20 protein-coding genes are annotated in these 19,993 nt (G+C 71.7%); 12 read left to right on the top strand and 8 right to left on the bottom strand.

Annotated elements, in window-relative coordinates:
- Positions 1-100: 100 nt before the first annotated feature.
- On the top strand, positions 101-733 hold the full coding sequence (locus AB0G52_RS08880) for a TetR/AcrR family transcriptional regulator (protein WP_361335075.1): 633 nt from the start codon (positions 101-103) through the stop codon (positions 731-733).
- Positions 734-945: 212 nt separating this feature from the next.
- On the opposite strand, the gene AB0G52_RS08875 is transcribed toward AB0G52_RS08880, so the two are convergent.
- From AB0G52_RS08875 to AB0G52_RS08860, 4 genes are all read right to left on the bottom strand, one after another.
- Positions 946-2,646 (bottom strand): methylmalonyl-CoA mutase family protein, encoded by a 1,701-nt coding sequence (locus AB0G52_RS08875; RefSeq protein ID WP_132888943.1) that lies wholly within the window; start codon positions 2,644-2,646, stop codon positions 946-948.
- Positions 2,647-2,729: 83 nt separating this feature from the next.
- Entirely contained in the window at positions 2,730-3,068 is a 339-nt protein-coding gene (locus AB0G52_RS08870; protein WP_132888942.1) for a DUF3817 domain-containing protein, read from the bottom strand.
- Positions 3,069-3,134: 66 nt separating this feature from the next.
- Entirely contained in the window at positions 3,135-3,644 is a 510-nt protein-coding gene (locus AB0G52_RS08865) for a MarR family transcriptional regulator (RefSeq protein WP_132888941.1), read from the bottom strand.
- 32 nt (positions 3,645-3,676) lie between these two features.
- The gene (locus AB0G52_RS08860; RefSeq protein ID WP_361335071.1) at positions 3,677-4,945 is read right to left on the bottom strand and encodes an MFS transporter; all 1,269 of its coding nucleotides are present in this window, start codon (positions 4,943-4,945) and stop codon (positions 3,677-3,679) included.
- A 79-nt stretch (positions 4,946-5,024) separates the two neighbouring features.
- Between AB0G52_RS08860 and AB0G52_RS08855 the strand changes: the two genes are divergently transcribed.
- Complete coding sequence (locus AB0G52_RS08855; RefSeq protein WP_132888939.1) at positions 5,025-6,023, top strand: DUF5937 family protein; 999 nt, start codon at positions 5,025-5,027, stop codon at positions 6,021-6,023.
- Positions 6,024-6,069: 46 nt separating this feature from the next.
- Here the strand turns inward: AB0G52_RS08855 and AB0G52_RS08850 are convergent, their stop codons facing one another.
- Together AB0G52_RS08850 and AB0G52_RS08845 are read right to left on the bottom strand one after the other, a co-directional pair.
- Positions 6,070-6,363, bottom strand: a complete 294-nt coding sequence (locus AB0G52_RS08850; protein WP_132888938.1) for an MTH1187 family thiamine-binding protein — start codon at positions 6,361-6,363, stop codon at positions 6,070-6,072.
- Positions 6,360-6,704: a DUF3817 domain-containing protein gene (locus AB0G52_RS08845; RefSeq protein ID WP_361335067.1), complete on the bottom strand. Its 345-nt coding sequence runs from the start codon at positions 6,702-6,704 to the stop codon at positions 6,360-6,362. The genes AB0G52_RS08850 and AB0G52_RS08845 overlap by 4 nt, the downstream gene beginning before the upstream one ends.
- A 135-nt stretch (positions 6,705-6,839) precedes the next feature.
- Here AB0G52_RS08845 and AB0G52_RS08840 point away from each other — a divergent pair, with 135 nt between their 5' ends.
- The 5 genes from AB0G52_RS08840 to AB0G52_RS08820 all read left to right on the top strand — a co-directional run bounded on the left by AB0G52_RS08840 (position 6,840) and on the right by AB0G52_RS08820 (position 9,890).
- Positions 6,840-7,166: a DUF6191 domain-containing protein gene (locus AB0G52_RS08840; protein ID WP_132888936.1), complete on the top strand. Its 327-nt coding sequence runs from the start codon at positions 6,840-6,842 to the stop codon at positions 7,164-7,166.
- 76 nt (positions 7,167-7,242) lie between these two features.
- Positions 7,243-7,875 (top strand): AIM24 family protein, encoded by a 633-nt coding sequence (locus tag AB0G52_RS08835; protein ID WP_358985359.1) that lies wholly within the window; start codon positions 7,243-7,245, stop codon positions 7,873-7,875.
- 1 nt (position 7,876) lies between these two features.
- Entirely contained in the window at positions 7,877-8,527 is a 651-nt protein-coding gene (locus AB0G52_RS08830) for an AIM24 family protein (protein WP_132888935.1), read from the top strand.
- Positions 8,524-9,321, top strand: a complete 798-nt coding sequence (locus AB0G52_RS08825) for an AIM24 family protein (RefSeq protein ID WP_361335063.1) — start codon at positions 8,524-8,526, stop codon at positions 9,319-9,321. Before AB0G52_RS08830 ends, AB0G52_RS08825 begins: the two co-directional genes overlap by 4 nt.
- Positions 9,322-9,413: 92 nt before the next feature.
- Positions 9,414-9,890, top strand: coding sequence for a MarR family transcriptional regulator (locus tag AB0G52_RS08820; RefSeq protein ID WP_132888933.1), 477 nt, complete (start codon positions 9,414-9,416; stop codon positions 9,888-9,890).
- Between the two features lie 88 nt (positions 9,891-9,978).
- Here the strand turns inward: AB0G52_RS08820 and meaB are convergent, their stop codons facing one another.
- Both meaB and AB0G52_RS08810 read right to left on the bottom strand, forming a co-directional pair.
- A complete protein-coding gene (gene meaB / locus AB0G52_RS08815) occupies positions 9,979-10,935 on the bottom strand; it encodes a methylmalonyl Co-A mutase-associated GTPase MeaB (RefSeq protein WP_361335059.1) in 957 nt (318 codons plus the stop codon).
- A 28-nt stretch (positions 10,936-10,963) separates the two neighbouring features.
- Positions 10,964-12,169 carry an acetyl-CoA C-acetyltransferase gene (locus AB0G52_RS08810; RefSeq protein WP_361335056.1) on the bottom strand — a complete coding sequence of 402 codons (1,206 nt, stop codon included), beginning with the start codon at positions 12,167-12,169 and terminating at the stop codon, positions 10,964-10,966.
- Between the two features lie 149 nt (positions 12,170-12,318).
- Here AB0G52_RS08810 and mce point away from each other — a divergent pair, with 149 nt between their 5' ends.
- The 5 genes from mce (at position 12,319) to AB0G52_RS08785 (ending at position 19,905) form a co-directional block, all read left to right on the top strand.
- Positions 12,319-12,759 carry a methylmalonyl-CoA epimerase gene (gene mce, locus AB0G52_RS08805; RefSeq protein WP_132888930.1) on the top strand — a complete coding sequence of 147 codons (441 nt, stop codon included), beginning with the start codon at positions 12,319-12,321 and terminating at the stop codon, positions 12,757-12,759.
- Between the two features lie 222 nt (positions 12,760-12,981).
- Complete coding sequence (gene scy, locus AB0G52_RS08800; protein WP_361335052.1) at positions 12,982-16,830, top strand: polarized growth protein Scy; 3,849 nt, start codon at positions 12,982-12,984, stop codon at positions 16,828-16,830.
- A gap of 195 nt (positions 16,831-17,025) precedes the next feature.
- The gene (locus AB0G52_RS08795; RefSeq protein ID WP_132888928.1) at positions 17,026-17,961 is read left to right on the top strand and encodes a cellulose-binding protein; all 936 of its coding nucleotides are present in this window, start codon (positions 17,026-17,028) and stop codon (positions 17,959-17,961) included.
- A 209-nt stretch (positions 17,962-18,170) separates the two neighbouring features.
- The gene (locus tag AB0G52_RS08790; RefSeq protein ID WP_132888927.1) at positions 18,171-19,127 is read left to right on the top strand and encodes an ABC transporter ATP-binding protein; all 957 of its coding nucleotides are present in this window, start codon (positions 18,171-18,173) and stop codon (positions 19,125-19,127) included.
- Between the two features lies 1 nt (position 19,128).
- Entirely contained in the window at positions 19,129-19,905 is a 777-nt protein-coding gene (locus AB0G52_RS08785) for an ABC transporter permease (protein WP_132888926.1), read from the top strand.
- The last annotated feature ends 88 nt before the right edge of the window (positions 19,906-19,993 follow it).

Raw genomic sequence — 19,993 nt, 5'->3', positions numbered from 1 at the left:
GCTACGACCCGTAGCGTAATGCCATCGAGCCCCCGCCCGACACCGATTCCCGGTGATCTCCCTCACGACCCCGCCCGAACCGGCCGGTTATGGTCGTGGGATGCAGAGCCGCACCCCCGCCAGCCGTACCGGCCGTCCGCGCAGCGCCGCCGCGGACGCGGCGATCCTGGCGGCGACGCGGCAGGCACTGGTGGAACTGGGCTGCTCCAAGCTCACCCTGGGGGACGTGGCGACCCGGGCCGGAGTCGCGAAGACCACGCTCTACCGCCGTTGGGCGGGCAAGAACGAGCTGGTCGTGGACGCGGTGGCGGAGCTCTTCGACGAACTCGAACTGCCCGACCGCGGCAGCCTCGCGGAGGACATCGAGGGCGTGGTGCTCCAGTTCGCGGCCATCCTGGACCGCCCGGAGGCGAAGAGCGGGCTGATGGCGGCGGTGGCCGAGTCGACCCGGGACGAGGCACTGCGGGAACGCATCCGCACCTCGATCGTGGACCGCCAGAAGCGGCTGGTCCTGGAGGGCCGGGAGCGCGCCCAGCGGCGCGGCGAACTCCCCCCGGAACCGGACCCCGCCGCGGCCGCCCGCACGGCGGACCTGATCTTCGACGTGGTGGCCGGTTCGGTGGTGCACCGCGCCCTGGTGAGCGGCAAACCGGCGGACGAGGAATGGGTGCGCGGCCTGACCAGGGTCCTGCTGCTCGGCCTGGCGGGCGCGGCGCGGGACGCCACAGGGTGACCCCCGTGCCGGTCCCGCCGCGCGCGGGGACGCCGGCACCGGCTCCCGGCCGCCGCCCGCCACCGGTCGCCTAGGGCGTGTTGCGAAAGTCCCGTCGTCCGCCCGGAGGGCGGGCCGCGCGGCGTCAGGTGCGTGCTCTGGGGGTCCCCCCGGCCGAAGGCTGGGGGGAGCGTGCATGGCGTCGCGCGGCAGGCGGGACTTTCGCACACGCCCTAGAAGCCCGGCGGCTCCGTGTACACCCCCCACTCGTCCCGCAGCGTCCCGCAGATCTCGCCCAGGGTCGCCTCCGCGCGTACCGCGTCGAGCATCGGGGGGATCATGTTGGCGCCGGAGCGGGCGGCGGCCAGGACGGCGTCCAGGGCGGTGCGCACCGCGCCGTCGTCCCGCGCGGCCTTCCGCTCGCCCAGCACCCGCACCTGCTCCCGCTCCACCTCGTGCGAGACCCGCAGGATCTCCAGGTCCCCGGTGACGGAACCGGTGTGCACGTTGACGCCGACGACCCGCTTGTCGCCCTTCTCCAGCGCCTGCTGGTACCGGAAGGCCGACTCGGCGATCTCCCCGGTGAACCAGCCGTCCTCGATGCCCCGCAGGATCCCGGAGGTGACCGGCCCGATCGGGTGCCGTCCGTCCGGGTGGGCGCGCAGCCCGCGCTCCTTGATCTGGTCGAAGATCTTCTCGGCGTCGGCCTCGATCCGGTCGGTGAGCTGCTCGACGTACCAGGAACCGCCCAGCGGGTCGGCCACGTTGGCGACCCCGGTCTCCTCCATGAGCACCTGCTGGGTGCGCAGGGCGATCTCGGCGGCCTGCTCGCTGGGCAGCGCGAGGGTCTCGTCGAGGGCGTTGGTGTGCAGCGAGTTGGTCCCGCCGAGCACCGCGGCGAGCGCCTCCACCGCCGTGCGCACCACGTTGTTGTACGGCTGCTGGGCGGTCAGCGAGACCCCCGCGGTCTGGGTGTGGAAGCGCAGCCACTGCGACTTCTCGGACCGGGCGCCGTAGACGTCCCGCAGCCACCGGGCCCAGATCCGGCGTGCGGCGCGGAACTTGGCGATCTCCTCGAAGAAGTCGACGTGCGCGTCGAAGAAGAAGGACAGGCCGGGTGCGAAGACGTCGACGTCGAGGCCGCGGCTGAGGCCCAGTTCGACGTAGCCGAAGCCGTCGGCGAGCGTGTAGGCCAGCTCCTGCGCGGCCGTCGCGCCCGCCTCGCGGATGTGGTAGCCGGACACCGAGAGCGGCTTGTACGCGGGGATGCCGGCCGCGCAGTGCTCCATCAGGTCGCCGATGAGGCGCAGATGGGGCTCGGGCTGGAAGAGCCACTCCTTCTGGGCGATGTACTCCTTGAAGATGTCGGTCTGGAGCGTGCCGTTGAGGACCGACGGGTCGACGCCCTGCCGTTCGGCGGCGACCAGGTACATGCAGAAGACGGGGACCGCGGGCCCGCTGATGGTCATGGACGTCGTCACGTCGCCCAGCGGGATGTCCTTGAAGAGGACCTCCATGTCGGCGGCGGAGTCGATGGCCACCCCGCAGTGGCCCACCTCGCCGAGCGAGCGCGGGTCGTCCGAGTCGCGTCCCATGAGGGTCGGCATGTCGAAGGCGACGGACAGACCGCCGCCGCCGTTGCCGAGGATCATCTTGTAGCGCTCGTTGGTCTGCTCGGCGTTGCCGAACCCGGCGAACTGGCGGATGGTCCAGGTCCGCCCGCGGTAGCCGGTGGGATACAGCCCGCGCGTGAAGGGGTATTCACCCGGCCAGCCGATCCGCTCGAATCCCTCGTACGTGTCACCCGGTCGGGGCCCGTAGGCAGGCTCCACGGGGTCACCGGAGAGCGTGGTGAAGTCGGCGTCCCGCTTGCGGGCCGCGTCGTAGCGGGCCTGCCAGCGTCGGCGGCCCTCCTCGATGGCGTCAGCGTCCATACCCCCGAATTTACTAGGACGTCCAAGTAAATGTCGATGGAGACCCGCCGCACGGGTGTCCGTACGGCGGTGTGTCCCGGCTCTCAGGCCTTGGCCGCGACCGGCGAGGGCTCGGTCACCTTGGCTTCGAGTTCACGGGTGACCTTGCGCTCCACGAAGAAGGCGGCCGTCGGAACGGTGCCCGCCAGCAGCACCCACAGCTGCTTGCCGACCGGCCACTTCGCCTTGGAGCCCAGGTCGAAGGCGAAGACCAGGTAGACGACGTAGAGCCAGCCGTGCGCGATGGCGACGACCCGGGTGACGTCGGCCGCACCGGAGATGTCCAGCCCGTACTTGGCGATCATGCTCAGGCACAGCAGCACCAGCAGCACACCGGTGACGTAGGCCAGGACGCGGTAGCGGGTCAGCACGCTCTTTTTCATGGGGACGAGCGTAACCACCCGTTCCGGGAGATCTTGCCCCGGGGCACCGCTCGGCGCAGGGCGCGTTCAGTCCTCGTCGAAGTCGTGCGCGGCGACCCTGAGCGGCCGCAGCATCGCGAAGATCTCGCCGCACTCCTCGGCGTCGTACACACCGAGCCCGAAGTCCATCGCCATCAGGTCGCGGGTGGCCGCCTCGACGACCTCGCGGCCCTTCTCGGTGATCGTGGCGAGCGTGCCGCGGCCGTCGTTGGGGTTGGGCCGCCTGGCGACCAGACCCGACTTGACCAGCCGGTCGACCGTGTTCGTCACCGAGGTGGGATGCACCATCAGACGCTCACCGATCTTCGACATCGGCAGTTCGCCGGCCTTGGAGAAGGTGAGCAGGACCAGCGCCTCGTAGCGCGCGAACGTCAGCCCGTACGGCTTGACCACGGCGTCGACCTCGGCCAGCAGGATCTGCTGGGCCCGCATGATCGACGTGATCGCGGCCATCGACGGGACGCTCCCCCAGCGCTGCTTCCAGAGGTCGTCGGCACGGGCGATGGGGTCGAAGGGGAGACTGAGTGGCTTGGGCACGCCCCCGACCCTACCGGCCGGTCATATAGCGTTCAGCCCTGTCTCGGCTTTCGGTCACCTCCGGTGACGACCGCGAGATCCCGGCCCTGCCACGAGCCCGTGGGCGCCGTCCGCCGGGCCGCCGCCGCGAGGGCGCAGCAGCACACCGCGCCCACCGCACCGGCGCCCGCCACCGTGGCCCGTACCCCCACCGCCTCCGCCGCCACCCCGGCCAGCGCCATCCCCACGCCCTGGATGGTCATCAGCCCCGCGCTGAGCACCGTCATGGCCCGGCCGCGCAGCTCCTGCGGCACGGCGCGCACGAACCACTGGTCCAGGCCGAGCGTGTACGCCGACCCGGCGCCGGCCAGCGCCAGGAGCAGCGACGAGACGGCGAGGGAGGGGTGCAGCGCGTAGCCCAGGTACGGCAGCAGGGTGAGGCGGACCAGCGGGAGGGCGATCCGCTCCCGGGCGGCCGGGGCGAGCCGGGCCCCCGCGTACAGCTCCCCCGCGACCGTGCCGACCGGCAGCGCGCACATCAGCAGCCCGAGCCCCGGGGAGCCGGTGCCGAGGGCGTCGGCGTAGGGGGCGGCGAGGGCCTCGGGGACGACGGCGAACATCGCCGGGACCCAGAAGAGCAGGAGGAGCCGCCGGACCCGGGGGTCGGCGAGCAGCCGCCGGGTGCCGCCCCGCTCCCGGGTTCCGGCGCCGCGGGCGCGGGCGGGCCGGTGCCGGGTGCCCAGGCGCAGCAGCGCGGCCGAGGCGAGGAAGCCCGCGACGGTGATCAGCAGGGCGTGGCGGGGGCTGAGGACGGCGAGCAGCAGGCCGCCGAGGCCGTAGCCGACGAGCAGCGCGCTCTGGGCGACGATCCGCAGCAGGGAGCGGCCGAGCACGAACAGGTCGCCGCCGCCGAGGATGTCGGAGAGGGTCGCCATCCGGGTGCCGGAGAACACCGGCGAGACGACGGCGAGCGCGCAGCGCAGCCCGAGCAGCACGCCGATCCCGGTCCCCGGTACCGCCATCACGGCCACGCATCCGGCGCACACCAGGTCGCACACCACCAGCACCCGCCGGGCCGGGTAGCGGTCGCCGACGCCGGCCAGCAGTGTGCCGCCGACCAGGTAGGGCAGGAAGCCGAGTGCGAAGGTCAGCGCGCTGAGCAGCGGTGACCCGGTGAGGTCGTACACCAGGACGGACAGCGCGATCTCGCTGACGATCACGCCGAGCATGGACAGGACATGGGCGGCGAACACGGCACGGAACTCGGGGACACCGAGGACCCTGCCGTAACCGGCGGTGCCGGACGGGGCGGGAGCGGACATGACGGCAAGCGTGCCGCCGGGCCCTTTGCCGCCTTAGAGTTTCGGCACCACCCGAATCTTCACCGCCACAGGACCCCTCATGCCCTCCCGACTGCACTTCGACGAGGACGACTTCCTCCGGTGCCGGTTCGTCGTGTCGCCGTTGTGGGAGACGCAGGAGGCGGTGCGCACGCTGCGGCGGCCGGACCGGCAGGGGTACCACGCGCCGTGGCTGCGGCGGATCCGGGCGGTGGCCGACGGTCTCGACCTGACCCCGCTGTGGCTGCTGATGCCCCGGCACGGCCACTCCCCGGACTGGCTGGTGCCGCCCCCGGCCGGTCCGGCGGCCTCGGTCGAGGAGGAACTGGCGGCGCTGCGGGCGGTGGACCCGCACACGGCCCGCGCGGACACGGCACGTTCGCTCGCGGACACCCCCGGCGCCCTCGATTCGGCGACCGGTCGGGCCTGGCTCGCCGACCCGGCCCGCATGGTGCGGGAACTGACCGACGCCCTGGAGGCCGCCTGGGAGGTCCTGGTGGCCCCGGACTGGCCCCGGCTGCGCGCCCTGCTGGAGGCGGACATCGCCTTCCACTCCCGGCGGCTCGCCGAGGTCGGCCTGGGCGGCCTGCTGCCGGAGATCCACCGCGACTGCGCCTGGCGCAGCGGGACGCTGACCGTGCAGTCGGGGGGCCGGTACGAGCGGCGCCTCGGCGGACAGGGTCTGGTGCTGATGCCGAGCGTGTTCACCTGGCCGGACCTGATCAGCACCTTCGAGCCGCCCGCGCGCCCGACGCTGGTCTACCCCGCCCGGGGCATCGGCGGCCTGTGGACGGAGCCCGCGGCCACCACACCGGATGCGCTGGTACGGCTCCTGGGCCGGGGCCGCGCCACCGTGCTCGGCGCCCTCACCGACCCCGCGTCCACCACCGCCCTCGCCCACCGGCTCCGGCTGGCCCCCTCCTCGGTCTCGGCGCACCTGACGGCGCTGCGCGACGCGGGCCTGCTGACCTCCCGCCGCTACGGCCACCAGGTGCTGTACGAGCGGACCCCGCTGGGCATCGCCCTGGCGTCGGGCGCGACGGCCCCCGGGGACGGCTGAGCACCCCGGCCCGCCTCGGCCCGGGGTGCTCCGTGCGTGCCGTCGGCTATCCGGCGAGGTACCGCTCGACCGTCGCCACCTTGCTGGTGAGCCCGTCGGTGACACCGGGCCGGATGTCCGCCTTGAGGACCAGGGAGACCCGCGGGGCGCGCGCCTCCACGGCGGCGACGGCACGCCTGACGACGTCCATCACCTCGTCCCACTCGCCCTCGATCGAGGTGAACATCGCGTCGGTGCGGTGCGGCAGCCCGGACTCGCGTACGACCCGGACGGCGTCGGCCACGTACTCCCCCACGTCCTCGCCTACGCCCAGCGGCGTCACGGAGAAGGCGACGATCACGCGTTCACCACTCCCTCGTTGCGCGCGCGGGCGGCGATGACCGCGTCCTCGGCCTCGCGGCGCAGCTTGCGCTCCGCGAAGAAGCCGCCGGTCGGCAGCACCGAGAGGACGAAGTAGAAGGCCGCGGTCTTCGCGGACCACTTGGTGCGGTTCCAGGCGTCGGCCCAGAAGATCACGTACAGGATGAACAGGACACCGTGGACCGCGCCCATCACGGGCACCGCGTTGAAGTCCGTGGTCCGCTTCAGCACCGAGCAGACGAGGAGGACGAGGAAGGAGACGGCCTCCGGGGCGGAGACCAGGCGCAGGCGGCGGATGGCGGTGGCGGTCTTGATGTCCACGGGTCACCTTCGGTGGGAGAGACGTCCACTCTTTGTGAACGCGAGCACAAACGTCCCCCCATTGTGGCAAAGGAGCCTCGCGGACCCGGCGCGGGGGTGGGAAGGTGGAGCCCGACACGGAGGGGGTGCCGGGCGATGCAGTTCGTCTTCTTCATGACCCTGCCGGGGCTGGTGGTGGTGCTCACGGTCCTGGCCTTCGCGGACCAGTTGCTGCTGCGGGCCGGGCGGGCCGGGATGCTGCCCTGGCGGAACGCGGCACGGCAGGGCCAGATCTCCGCGACCGGCTTCGAACAGCTGCACGCGGCACTCTCGCCGGGCAAGCAGCACGAGCTCAAGGAGCGGCAGAGCTCGCTGGTGCTGCGCGACGACGAGGAGGACGGCGCGCCCCCGAGGTCCGCCGTCGACCTGACGGCCGGCACGGCGGTCATCCGGCTGCCCGGGGAGCGGCGGCCGGCCCCCTAGGGGGCGGATCCGGGGTGATGTCCACCCGAGGGATCTGTCGCCGCCGTCGGGCTGCGGCTACCTTCGCTGCGTGGCGATGTTCCGACTCCAGGGCAGCAAGGTGCTCGCCGTCGAGATGACCGGGGACGCCGTGAAGGCGAAGAACGGCTCGATGGTGGCGTACGACGGGCAGATGACGTTCAAGAAGATGACGGGCGGTGGTGAGGGGCTGCGGGGGATGGTGACCCGGCGGCTCACCGGCGAGCAGATGACGGTGATGGAGGTGAAGGGGCACGGGACGTGCTGGTTCGCGGACCGGGCGTCCGAGATCAACCTGGTCGGCCTCCAGGGCGACAAGCTGTACGTCGAGTCCAGCAACCTGCTGGCGACCGACGCCGGCCTGCGCACCGGCACGACGTTCACCGGCCTGCGCGGCGCCTCCCAGGGCAACGGTCTGTTCACGACGACGGTCGAGGGCCACGGCCAGGCCGCCATCATGTCGGACGGCCCGGCGGTGGTGCTCCGGGTGAGCGCGCAGTACCCGCTGACGGTCGACCCGGGTGCGTACATCGCCCACCAGGGCAACCTCCGCCAGTCCTTCCAGTCGGGCGTGACCTTCCGCACCTTCCTCGGGGAGGGCGGCGGCGAGGCCTTCCAGATCCGGTTCGAGGGGGACGGCCTGGTGTACGTGCAGCCGAGCGAGCGGAACACGATCGCGGGGGACGTCTGAGATGGCCCTGCGCGAGGTGAACTCCAAGATGGTCGAGGCGACCGTCGTCCCCGGGCAGCGGCTGTTCAGTCAGCGCGGGGCGATGCTCGCGTACAAGGGCGAGGTGTCCTTCACCCCCAACATCCAGGGCGGCCAGGGCGGGGTGATGTCGATGCTCGGCCGCCGGGTCGCGGGCGAGGCGACCCCGCTCATGACGGTCGAGGGCAGCGGCACGGTCTTCTTCGGGCACGGCGGCCATCACGTCCACGTCATCACCCTCACCGGCGACACGCTCTACGTCGAGGCGGACCGGCTGCTGGCCTTCGAGGGGACGCTCCGGCAGGGCACGATGTTCATGGGCTCGCAGGGCGGGGTGATGGGCATGGTGCGCGGCCAGGTCACGGGGCAGGGCCTGTTCACCACCACCCTGAAGGGTCACGGCGCGGTCGCCGTGATGGCCCACGGCGGGGTCTTCGAGATCCCGGTCACCCCGCAGCGCCCGGTCCACGTCGATCCCCAGGCGTACGTCGCCCACCACGGCGACGTCCGCAACAAGCTGTCGGCGGCGCTCGGCTGGCGGGACATGGTGGGCCGCGGCTCCGGCGAGGCGTTCCAGCTGGAGCTCAGCGGCAACGGGACGGTGTACGTGCAGGCCTCGGAGGAGAAACTGTGAGCGGATACGGTGCCGCCGGACCGGTCGTGCACGACCCCCTGACACTGCCCGTCGACGACAACGTCAACAAGTACACCTTCTGCGTGGAGCTCAAGGGGAGCCAGTGGTTCCTGCAGAAGGGGAAGATGATCGCCTACTACGGCTCGATCGACTTCAACGGCGTCGGACACGGCCGTCTCGACCGTCTGGTCCGCTCTTCCTTCCATTCGCCTCTGCACGCGAGCGACTGGGTGGTGGCGGAGGGCTCGGGCCGGATGCTCCTCGCCGACCGGGCCTTCGACGTCAATTCGTATGACCTGGACGACGGCAACCTGACCATTCGCTCCGGCAACCTGCTCGCTTTTCAGCCAAGTCTCGCGCTCAAGCAGTCCATCGTTCCCGGTTTTCTGACCCTTATCGGAACCGGAAAGTTTGTGGCCGCGTCCAACGGTCCGGTGGTGTTCATGGAACCGCCGATCCGGGTGGACCCGCAGGCACTGGTGGGGTGGGCCGACTGCCCCTCCCCCTGCCACCACTACGACCACGCCTATCTGACCGGCGTGATGGGCGGTCTACGTGCGATGACGGGCCTCGGCGGGGCCTCCGGGGAGGAGCACCAGTTCGAGTTCGTGGGGGCCGGCACGGTGCTGCTCCAGTCCACCGAAACCCTGATGGCGGAGCAGGCCACGGGAGCGGTTCCGCACGAGCCCGGGGTACCCGGTGGGGGAGGCCCTTTCACAGGGCCGCCACAGCAGCAGGGCACACCGCGCCTTCCCGGACAGCTGGGGGACCTCCAGCGTCGCTTCGGGCTGTGAGCGGTAGTCTGCGGAGTGTGACCTCGAACGCGTGCGCACAGTCACACCACCCTCACTAGTTCGCCTTTCAACATTTTAGGTAGACTTCATTCATGGAGACCGAAACGGCCACGCGCTGGCTGACCGATGCGGAGCAGTGCGCCTGGCGCACCCACCTGGAGGTCAACAGGCTGTTGACGTACCAGCTCGAAAAGGATCTGCAGCCCTTCGGCCTGACGATGAACGACTACGAGATCCTGGTGAACCTGTCCGAGTCCGAGGACTACCGGATGCGCATGAGCGACCTCGCGTCCGCCACGCTCCAGTCCAAGAGCCGGCTCTCGCACCAGATCACCCGCATGGAGAACGCGAACCTGGTCCGCCGGGAGAACTGCGAGTCGGACCGCCGCGGACTGTACGCCGTCCTCACCGAGCACGGCATGGAGACCATGAAGAAGGTGGCGCCACATCATGTCGCCTCCGTGCGGCGGCACTTCATCGACCTGCTGTCGCCGGAGGCACTCATAGAGCTGGACAAGGGCCTGAAGCCCATCGCGGAACACCTGCGGGGGCAGCGCGGGCGCCCATGACAGGGAACGGCGGCTGAAGACGGCGGACGGGAAGTTCAGGTCCCGTCCGCCGTCGCCGTGGGGCGCCCTTGCCGGGCAGCGCCCCCGGTCAGCCCTCCGTCAGCCCCGCCACCAGTTCGTCCGCCGCGCGGTAGGGGTCGAGGCCGCCGGCCACGATGCGTTCCGCCAGCGCACCCAGGTGGCGGTCCCCGTGCAGGTCGCCGATGCGTTCGCGCAGCGCCGTCACCGCGATCGTCTCGACCTCGCGGGCGGCGCGGGCCAGCCGGCGTTCCGCCAGGACGCCCCGCTCCTCCATCCACGCGCGGTGCTTCTCCAGGGCCGCCACGAGGTCGTCGATGCCCTCGGCGCGCGCGGCGACCGTCTTGACGACGCTCGGCCGCCAGTCGCCGGGACCGCGGGACTCGCCGAGGCCCAGCATGTGGTTCAGTTCGCGGGCCGTGGCGTCCGCGCCGTCGCGGTCCGCCTTGTTGACGACGTACACATCGCCGATCTCCAGGATTCCGGCCTTGGCCGCCTGGATGCCGTCGCCCATGCCGGGGGCCAGCAGGACGACCGAGGTGTCGGCCTGGGAGGCGATCTCGACCTCCGACTGGCCGACGCCCACCGTCTCCACCAGGATCACGTCACAGCCCGCCGCGTCCAGCACCCGGATGGCCTGCGGGGCCGCCCAGGCGAGACCGCCGAGGTGGCCCCGGGTGGCCATCGAGCGGATGTAGACGCCCGGGTCCGAGGCGTGGTCGGACATCCGGACGCGGTCACCGAGGAGGGCGCCGCCCGAGAACGGCGAGGACGGGTCGACGGCCAGGACGCCGACCCGCTTCCCCTGTTTGCGATAGGCACTGACCAGTGCCGAGGTGGAGGTCGACTTGCCGACGCCCGGTGAACCGGTCAGGCCCACCACATACGCGTTGCCCGTCAGCGGCGCGAGCGCCGCCATGACCTCCCTGAGCTGCGGCGACGCCCCCTCCACCAGTGAGATCAGCCGGGCCACCGCACGCGGTCGGCCCTCCCTGGCCTGGGCCACCAGGGTGGCGACGTCCTGCATCACAGCTCCGTTCGCTGAAGAAACGTACTCAGGCCTTCGGTACCCGCACGATCAGCGCGTCACCCTGTCCGCCGCCACCGCACAGCGCCGCCGCGCCGACCCCGCCGCCCCGGCGCTTGAGCTCCAGGGCCAGGTGCAGCACGAGCCGCGCGCCGGACATCCCGATGGGGTGGCCCAGGGCGATGGCGCCACCGTTGACGTTCACCCTTTCCGTGGACACGCCGAGGTCCTTCATTGACTGCACGGCGACCGCGGCGAAGGCCTCGTTGATCTCGATGAGGTCCAGGTCGCGAACGCCGAGACCCTCCTTCTTCAGGGCGTGGGCGATGGCGTTGGACGGCTGGGACTGCAGCGAGTTGTCCGGTCCGGCCACGTTGCCGTGGGCGCCGATCTCGGCGAGCCACTGCAGGCCCAGCTCCTCGGCCTTGGCCTTGCTCATCACGACCACGGCCGCCGCACCGTCGGAGATCTGCGAGGAGGAACCGGCGGTGATGGTGCCGTCGCGGGTGAAGGCCGGGCGGAGCTTGCCCAGCGACTCGACGGTGGTCTCGCCGCGGATGCCCTCGTCCTTGCTGAAGACGACCGGCTCGCCCTTGCGCTGCGGGATCTCCACCGGGGTGATCTCCGCCTCGAAGATGCCGTTCTTCTGCGCGGCGGCGGCCCGCTGGTGGGACAGGGCGGCGATCTCGTCCTGCTCGGCGCGCTCGATGCCGAGGCGCGCGTTGTGCTTCTCCGTGGACTCGCCCATGGCGATGTTCTCGAAGGCGTCCGTGAGGCCGTCGTAGGCCATCGCGTCGAGCATCTCGACGGCGCCGTACTTGAAGCCCTCGCGGGACTTCGGGAGCAGGTGCGGGGCGTTGGTCATGGACTCCTGCCCGCCCGCGACCACGATGTCGAACTCACCCGCGCGGATCAGCTGGTCGGCGAGGGCGATGGCGTCGAGGCCGGAGAGGCACACCTTGTTGACGGTGAGCGCCGGGACGCTCATCGGGATCCCGGCCTTCACGGCGGCCTGCCGGGCGGGGATCTGGCCGGCACCCGCCTGGAGCACCTGGCCCATGATCACGTACTGCACCTGGTCGCCCCCGATCCCCGCACGGTCGAGGGCGGCCTTGATCGCGAAGCCGCCGAGGTCGGCTCCGGAGAAGGACTTCAGCGAGCCCAGCAGTCGTCCCATGGGCGTCCGCGCGCCCGCGACGATCACCGAGGTCGTTCCAGAGGTTCCAGAAGTCATGAGCTGCGAATCCCCTTACCGGCTGCACTGCCGAGGAGTGAACGAGGGTTTACTTCGAATGTATTGCGTGGCACTCCGTGCCGTCATCGGGCCGTCAGTGTGATCGCTGGCACGTTGCGTAACCATCGCCGTGGCGCTGCACTGAATCCATGCTGACGCGAATCGACCACATCGGGATCGCCTGTCACGACCTCGACGCGACCGTCGAGTTCTACCGGGCCACGTACGGCTTCGAGGTGTTCCACACCGAGGTCAACGAGGAGCAGGGCGTGCGGGAGGCCATGCTCAAGATCAACGAGACGTCCGACGGAGGCGCCTCCTACCTGCAGCTCCTGGAGCCGACCCGGGAGGACTCGGCGGTCGGGAAGTGGCTCGCGAAGAACGGCGAGGGCGTCCACCACATCGCCTTCGGTACGGCGGACGTCGACACCGACGCCGCGGACATCCGTTCCAAGGGCGTACGCGTTCTGTACGACGAGCCACGGCGCGGCTCCATGGGGTCGCGGATCACCTTCCTGCATCCGAAGGATTGCCACGGAGTACTGACAGAACTGGTCACTTCGGCGGCTGTTGAGTCACCTGAGCACTGACCCTCGTACATATGGGCCGGTAGGGTTGGGGGCGGTCGCCCCTTCGCAGGTTCGCAGGGCCGGGGCGGCCGCATGCCGGGGTCCGGGTTTCGGGGGACGAGCGTCGGGGCAGCAGCCCGTGCTCCGCCGTTGATCTGACACCATTCCCCGGGGGCCCCGTTCGGCGGATGGACGGGGCTCGTACGGAGAAGGTTGCGACCAGGGGACGGATGGGACCGCGCAGTGCGGGGCTACGAGAGCCAGGAGCGAGAGCCGGCGGCTGACGTCGACCACCTCACTCGTTTCGAAGCCGAGATGAAGCGGCTGAAGACCGAGCGGGAAAAGGCGATCCAGCATGCCGAGGACCTCGGCTACCAGGTCGAGGTGCTGCGCGCCAAGCTGCACGAGGCGCGGCGCACCATCATGTCCCGGCCCGCGTTCGACGGCGGTGACATCGGCTACCAGGCCGAACAGATGCTCCGCAACGCCCAGATGCAGGCCGACCAGATCCGCCAGGAGGCGGAGCGGGTGGCCGCGGAGGCGCGGGCGCAGACCCAGCGGATCCTCCAGGAGCACGCCGAGCAGGCCGCGCGGCTCCAGTCCGAGCTGCACCAGGAGGCGGTGACCCGCCGCCAGCAGCTGGACCAGGAGCTGGCGGAGCGCCGGCAGACCGTCGAGTCGCACGTCAACGAGAACGTGGCGTGGGCCGAGCAGCTGCGGGCGCGCACCGAGTCGCAGGCCCGCCGGCTGCTCGACGAGTCGCGCGCCGAGGCCGAGCAGGCCATGGCGGCGGCCCGCGCCGAGGCCGAGCGCCTGACGAACGAGGCCCGGCAGCGGCTGACCAGCGACACCGAGGCGGCGCGCGCGGAGGCCGAGCAGATCCTGCTGCGGGCCCGCCGGGACGCCGAGCGGCTGCTCAACGCCGCCTCGACCCAGGCCCAGGAGGCCACCGACCACGCGGAGCAGCTGCGCGAGTCCACCACGGCGGAGTCCGACGCGGCCCGTCGGCAGGCCGGTGAGCTGAGCCGGGCCGCCGAGCAGCGGATGGCCGAGGCCGAGGAGGCGCTGCGCAAGGCGCAGTCGGAGGCCGAGAAGCTGGTCGCGGAGGCCGAGGCGGCCGCCGCCAAGGCGCTGGCGAGCGCGGAGGCCACCAACGAGCAGCGCACCCGGACGGCGAAGGAGCAGGTCGCCCGGCTGGTCACCGAGGCCACCAAGGACGCCGAGGTCACCCGGGCGGACGCCGAGCAGATCGTCACGGACGCCAAGGCCGAGGCCGAGAAGATCATCGCGGAGGCCTCCGAGAAGGCCCGCACCCTCACCGCCGAGGAGAGCGCCTCCCAGCTGTCCAAGGCCGCCAAGACCGCCGAGGACGTCCTGAACAAGGCGGCCGAGGAGGCCAAGCGGACCACCAGGGCCGCCGCCGAGGAGGCCGAGCGGATCCGCACCGAGGCGGAGACCGAGGCCGACCGGCTGCGGGCCGAGGCCCACGACATCGCCGAGCAGCTCAAGGGCACGGCGAAGGACGACACCAAGGAGTACCGCGCCAAGACGGTCGAGCTGCAGGAGGAGGCCCGCCGGCTGCGCGGCGAGGCCGAGCAGCTGCGCGCCGACGCGGTCGCCGAGGGCGAGTCGATCCGCGCCGAGGCCCGGCGCGAGGCCGTGCAGCAGATCGAGGAGGCGGCCAAGTCCGCCGAGGAGCTGCTCGCCAAGGCCAAGGCCGACGCCGACGAGCTGCGGGGGACCGCGACCGCCGACAGCGAGAAGGTCCGCACCGAGGCCATCGAGCGCGCCACCGCGCTGCGCCGGCAGGCCGAGGAGACCCTGGAGCGGACCCGGCAGGAGGCCGACCGGCTCCGTGCGGAGGCCGAGGAGCAGTCCGAGGCGCTCAGGGCGGACGCCGAACGGGCCGCGGCGGAGCTGCGCGAGGAGACCGAGCGGGGCGTGGCGGCCCGGCGCGCGGAGGCCGCCGAGGAACTGGCCCGGCTGCACGGCGAGGCCGAGGACCGGCTGGCGAGCGCCGAGCAGTCGCTGGCCGACGCCCGCGAGGAGGCCGGCCGGATCCGCCGGGAGGCCGCCGAGGAGACGGAGCGGCTGCGTTCCGAGGCCGCCGAGCGCATCCGCACCCTCCAGCAGCAGGCCGAGACCGAGGCCGAGCGGCTGCGCGACGAGGCCGCCGCGGACGCCTCAGCGTCGCGCGCGGAGGGCGAGAACGTCGCCGTACGGCTGCGGTCCGAGGCCGCGGCCGAGGCGGAGCGGCTGAAGCAGGAGGCCCAGGACACCGCCGACCGGGTCCGCGCCGAGGCGCAGGCGGCCGCCGAGCGGCTGTCCACCGAGGCGTCCGAGACGCTGGCCGCGGCCCAGGAGGAGGCCGCCCGGCGCCGCCGCGAGGCCGAGGACCTGCTCGGTGCCGCCCGCCAGGAGGCCGACCAGGAGCGGGAGCGGGCCCGCGAGCAGAGCGAGGACCTGCTCGCCTCCGCCCGCAACCGGGTCGAGGAGGCGCAGGCCGAGGCGGTACGGCTGGTCGAGGAGGCGGACCGGCGGGCCACCGAGATGGTGTCGGCCGCCGAACTCCACGCCCAGCAGGTACGGGACTCGGTCGCCGGACTGCACGAGCAGGCGCAGGAGGAGATCACCGGGCTGCGCTCGGCCGCCGAGCACGCCGCGGACCGCACCCGGCGGGAGGCCGAGGAGGAGGCGGACCGGGTCCGCGCGGACGCCTATGCCGAGCGGGAGCGGGCCAGCGAGGACGCGACCCGGATCCGGCGCGAGGCCAACGAGGCGTCGGAAGCCGCGAAGGCGCTCGCCGAGCGCACGGTCGCGGACGCCATGGCGGAGTCGGAGCGGCTGCGTTCGGAGGCGTCCGCGCACGCCCAGCGCGTGCGCACCGAGGCCTCCGACACCATCGCCCAGGCCGACCAGGACGCGAGCCGTACCCGGGCGGAGGCCCGGGAGGACGCCAACCGGATCCGGTCGGACGCGGCGACCCAGGCCGACACCCTCATCACGGAGGCCCGTAACGAGGCCGAGCTCCTCCAGAACGAGACCGTCGCGGAGGCCGACCGCGTCCGCGCGGACGCCATCGCGAAGGCGGAGAAGCTGATCGCGGACGCCACCGGGGACGCGGAGCGGCTGCGCGCCGAGGCCGCGGAGACGGTCGGCTCGGCCCAGCTGCACGCCGACCGCACCCGCAGCGACGCCGAGCGGCTCAAGGCGGAGGCGGAGGCCGAGGCCGAGCGGATGGTCAACGCCGCCCGCGAGGAGGCCGACCGGACGCTCGACGAGGCCCGCAAGGAGGCCAACAAGCGGCGCCAGGACGTGGCCGAGCAGGTCGACACGCTCATCAACGAGACGACCGCCGAGGCCGACAAGCTGCTCACCGAGGCGCAGGCTCAGGCGCTCAAGACCACCGCGGACGCCGAGGCGCAGGCCGACACCATGGTGGGCGCGGCCCGCAAGGAGGCCGACCGGCTGGTGTCCGAGGCCACGGTCGAGGGCAACACGCGGGTCGAGAGGGCCCGTGCGGACGCGGACGAGCTGCTCGTCGGCGCCCGCCGGGACGCCACCGCCATAAGGGAGCGGGCCGAGGAGCTGCGCGAGCGCATCACGAACGAGATCGAGGAGCTGCACGAGCGGGCCCGCCGGGAGGCCGCCGAGACCATGAAGTCGACCGGCGACCGCTGCGACGCGCTCATCAAGGCCGCCGAGGAGCAGCTCGCCAAGGCCCAGGCCAAGGCCAAGGACCTGGTCTCGGAGGCCAACTCCGAGGCGGGCAAGGTCCGGATCGCCGCCGTCAAGAAGGCCGAGGGGCTGCTCAAGGAGGCCGAGCAGAAGAAGGCCACGCTGATCCGCGAGGCCGAGGAGCTCAAGGCCGAGGCGATCCGCGAGGCGCGGCGCACCGTCGAGGAGGGCCGGCGCGAGCTGGAGATCCTGGAGCGCCGGCGGGAGAACATCAACGGCGAGATCTCCCGTGTCCAGGACGTCCTGGAGGCGTTGGAGTCCTTCGAGGCCCCGTCGGCCAACAAGGAGGGCGGAGTCAAGGCGGGCAGTTCGGTGGGTGCCCCTCGATCGGGTGGCAAGTCGTCAGATGGCTAGCGGCCAGGGTGGATTCTGTAGTCTTCTGTGACATTTGACCGGTTCGTCCGCCGAGGCTTTGGCAAGCGATCTCATAGCTAGCCACCCAAAAGGGGTGTCATTCTCCAGATCAAACACGCATCCGCTCGATGACACACCGCTTTCGCCCCTAGGATTCCACCTATCACCTCACCGGTCTCACTCGACAGGAAACCCATGAGCGACACTTCCCCCTACGGCTTCGAGCTTGTGCGGCGTGGGTACGACCGCGCTCAGGTGGACGAACGGATCTCCAAGCTCGTCTCCGACCGTGACAGCGCTCTCGCCCGCATCACCGCTCTGGAAAAGCGCATCGAGGAGCTCCACCTCGAGACGCAGAACGCCCAGGCCGCCGTGACCGACGCCGAGCCGTCGTACGCGGGTCTCGGCGCGCGTGTCGAGAAGATCCTCCGCCTCGCCGAGGAGGAGGCGAAGGACCTGCGCGAAGAGGCCCGACGGGCCGCCGAGCAGCACCGCGAGCTCGCCGAGTCGGCGGCCCAGCAGGTGCGCAACGACGCAGAATCGTTCGCTGCGGAGCGCAAGTCCAAGGCCGAGGACGAGGGCGTCCGGATCGTCGAGAAGGCCAAGAGCGACGCGTCGCAGCTGCGCGCCGAGGCCCAGAAGGACGCGCAGTCCAAGCGCGAGGAGGCGGACGCCCTCTTCGAGGAGACCCGCGCGAAGGCCGCGCAGGCCGCCGCCGACTTCGAGACGAACCTCGCGAAGCGGCGTGAGCAGTCCGAGCGCGACCTGGCGTCCCGTCAGCAGAAGGCCGAGAAGCGCCTCGCCGAGATCGAGCACCGCGCGGAGCAGCTCCGCCTGGAGGCCGAGAAGCTGCGCACGGACGCCGAGCGCCGGGCGCGTCAGACCGTCGAGACGGCGCAGCGTCAGGCCGAGGACATCGTCGCGGACGCGAACGCCAAGGCCGACCGCATCCGTTCGGAATCGGAGCGCGAGCTCGCCGCCCTGACGAACCGTCGCGACAGCATCAACGCCCAGCTGACCAACGTCCGCGAGATGCTGGCCACGCTGACGGGCGCCGCGGTGGCCGCGGCCGGCTCGCCGACCGAGGACGAGCCGATCTCCCGCGGGGTTCCGGCCCAGCAGTCCCGGTAACCACAGCGACACCGAAGGCCCGCATTCCCTCCGGGGGTGCGGGCCTCCGTCGTGAGCCGCGAGCCCGGCGGGGGCTGCGAGCAACCACCCACACCCCGCACCCGACCACGCTGCCCGCCCCCGCGGCGCCGCTCCCCCGATTTCCACCCGCACACCCTCAGGGAGCCGTTCAAGTGGCAGCCCCCGCACCCCGGTCATAGCGTGACCGCATGATCGAGCTGGTGGGCCTGACCAAGCGCTACGGTGACAAGACGGCGGTCGACGACCTCACCTTCACCGTGCGCCCCGGCATCGTGACCGGGTTCCTCGGTCCGAACGGCGCCGGGAAGTCCACCACCATGCGGATGATCCTCGGACTCGACCACCCCACGTCCGGCCGGGTGCGGATCGACGGCAGACGGTACGAGGAGCTCAAGGACCCGCTGACGTACCTGGGGGCGCTGCTCGACGCCAAGGGTGTGCACGGCGGCCGCAGCGCCTACCACCACCTGCTGTGCCTCGCGCAGAGCAACGGCATCCCGAAGGCGCGCGTCGCCGAGGTGCTGGACACCGTGGGGCTCACGGCCGTGGCGAGGAAGAAGGCCAAGGGGTTCTCGCTCGGGATGGGGCAGCGGCTCGGGATCGCCGCGGCGCTGCTCGGCGACCCCCGGATCCTGATGTTCGACGAGCCGGTGAACGGCCTCGACCCGGAGGGGATCCACTGGATCCGGACCCTGATGAAATCGCTGGCCGCCCAGGGACGGACGGTGTTCGTCTCCTCCCATCTGATGAGCGAGATGGCGCTGACCGCCGACCACCTCGTCGTCATCGGGCAGGGCAGGCTGCTCGCCGACACCTCCATGGCGGATTTCATCCGGGCCAACTCACGGTCGTACGTCCGGGTCCGCTCCCCGCAGCGCGAGCGGCTGCTCGACGTGCTGCACCAGGCCGGGATCACCGTCGTGCAGACGGGCACCGGAGCGCTGGAGGCCGAGGGTGGGAAGGCCGAACCGATCGGGGAACTGGCCGCACAGCACGGGATCGTGCTGCACGAGCTGAGTGTTCAGCAGGCCTCGCTGGAGGAGGCGTTCATGCGACTGACCGCGGAGACGGTGGAGTACCACGCGCACGCCGACTCGCCCCCGGCGCCGCGGGGCTGGGGTGCCGGCTGGGACAAGGGGGCGTGAGATGGCGGTCGTGAGCCAGGTCGTGCGGTCCGAGTGGACCAAGATCCGGTCGGTCGCGTCCACGGTGTGGACGCTGTCCCTGGCCCTCGTGGTCACGGTGGCGCTCGGGACGCTGCTCTCCGCGCTGGCGAACAGCCAGTTCGGCAGCATGCCCGCGCGTGAGCGGCTCTCCTTCGACCCGACGAACATCAGCTTCGCGGGGATGACCCTCGGCCAGCTCGCGATGATCGTCTTCGGGGTGCTGGTGGTGTCCAACGAGTACAGCACCGGCATGATCCGCACCTCGCTGGCCGCCGTGCCGCGCCGCGGCACCTTCCTGTTCAGCAAGATCGGGGTGGCGGCGGCCCTGGTGCTGGCGGTCGGCATGGTGACCAGCTTCGCCGCGTTCTTCCTCGGGCAGGCGATGCTCGGCACGCACCGGGCGTACCTCGGTGACCCGGGGGTGCTGCGCGCCGTCGTCGGCGGCGGGCTCTACATGACGCTCATCGCGGTGTTCTCCATGGGCGTGGCCACGATGCTGCGCTCGCCGATGCTGTCGCTGGGCATCCTGATGCCGTTCTTCTTCCTGATCTCCAACATCCTCGGCAACGTCGACGCCACCAAGAAGATCGGCCGGTTCCTGCCGGACCAGGCGGGCAGCCACGTCATGCAGGTGGTGCCGAGGGTCGGCGACGACGTCCCCTACGGCCCCTGGGGCGGGCTCGGGATCATGGGGCTGTGGGTGGCCGCCGCACTGGCCGGCGGGTACCTCCTGCTGAGGAAGCGGGACGCCCAGTGACCGTCCGGTGACCGCCCGGCTTTGCCATATCTTGGTGGGAACCGTCAACGCCCGGATATCCTCCTAACCCTTACGGGGGCGTGTGCCC

The sequence above is a fragment of the Streptomyces sp. NPDC021562 genome (assembly GCF_040640875.1).
Lineage (GTDB): Bacteria > Actinomycetota > Actinomycetes > Streptomycetales > Streptomycetaceae > Streptomyces.
The sequence above is the reverse complement of the archived record's forward strand: the minus strand, read 5'-3'. Positions and strand labels throughout refer to the sequence as shown.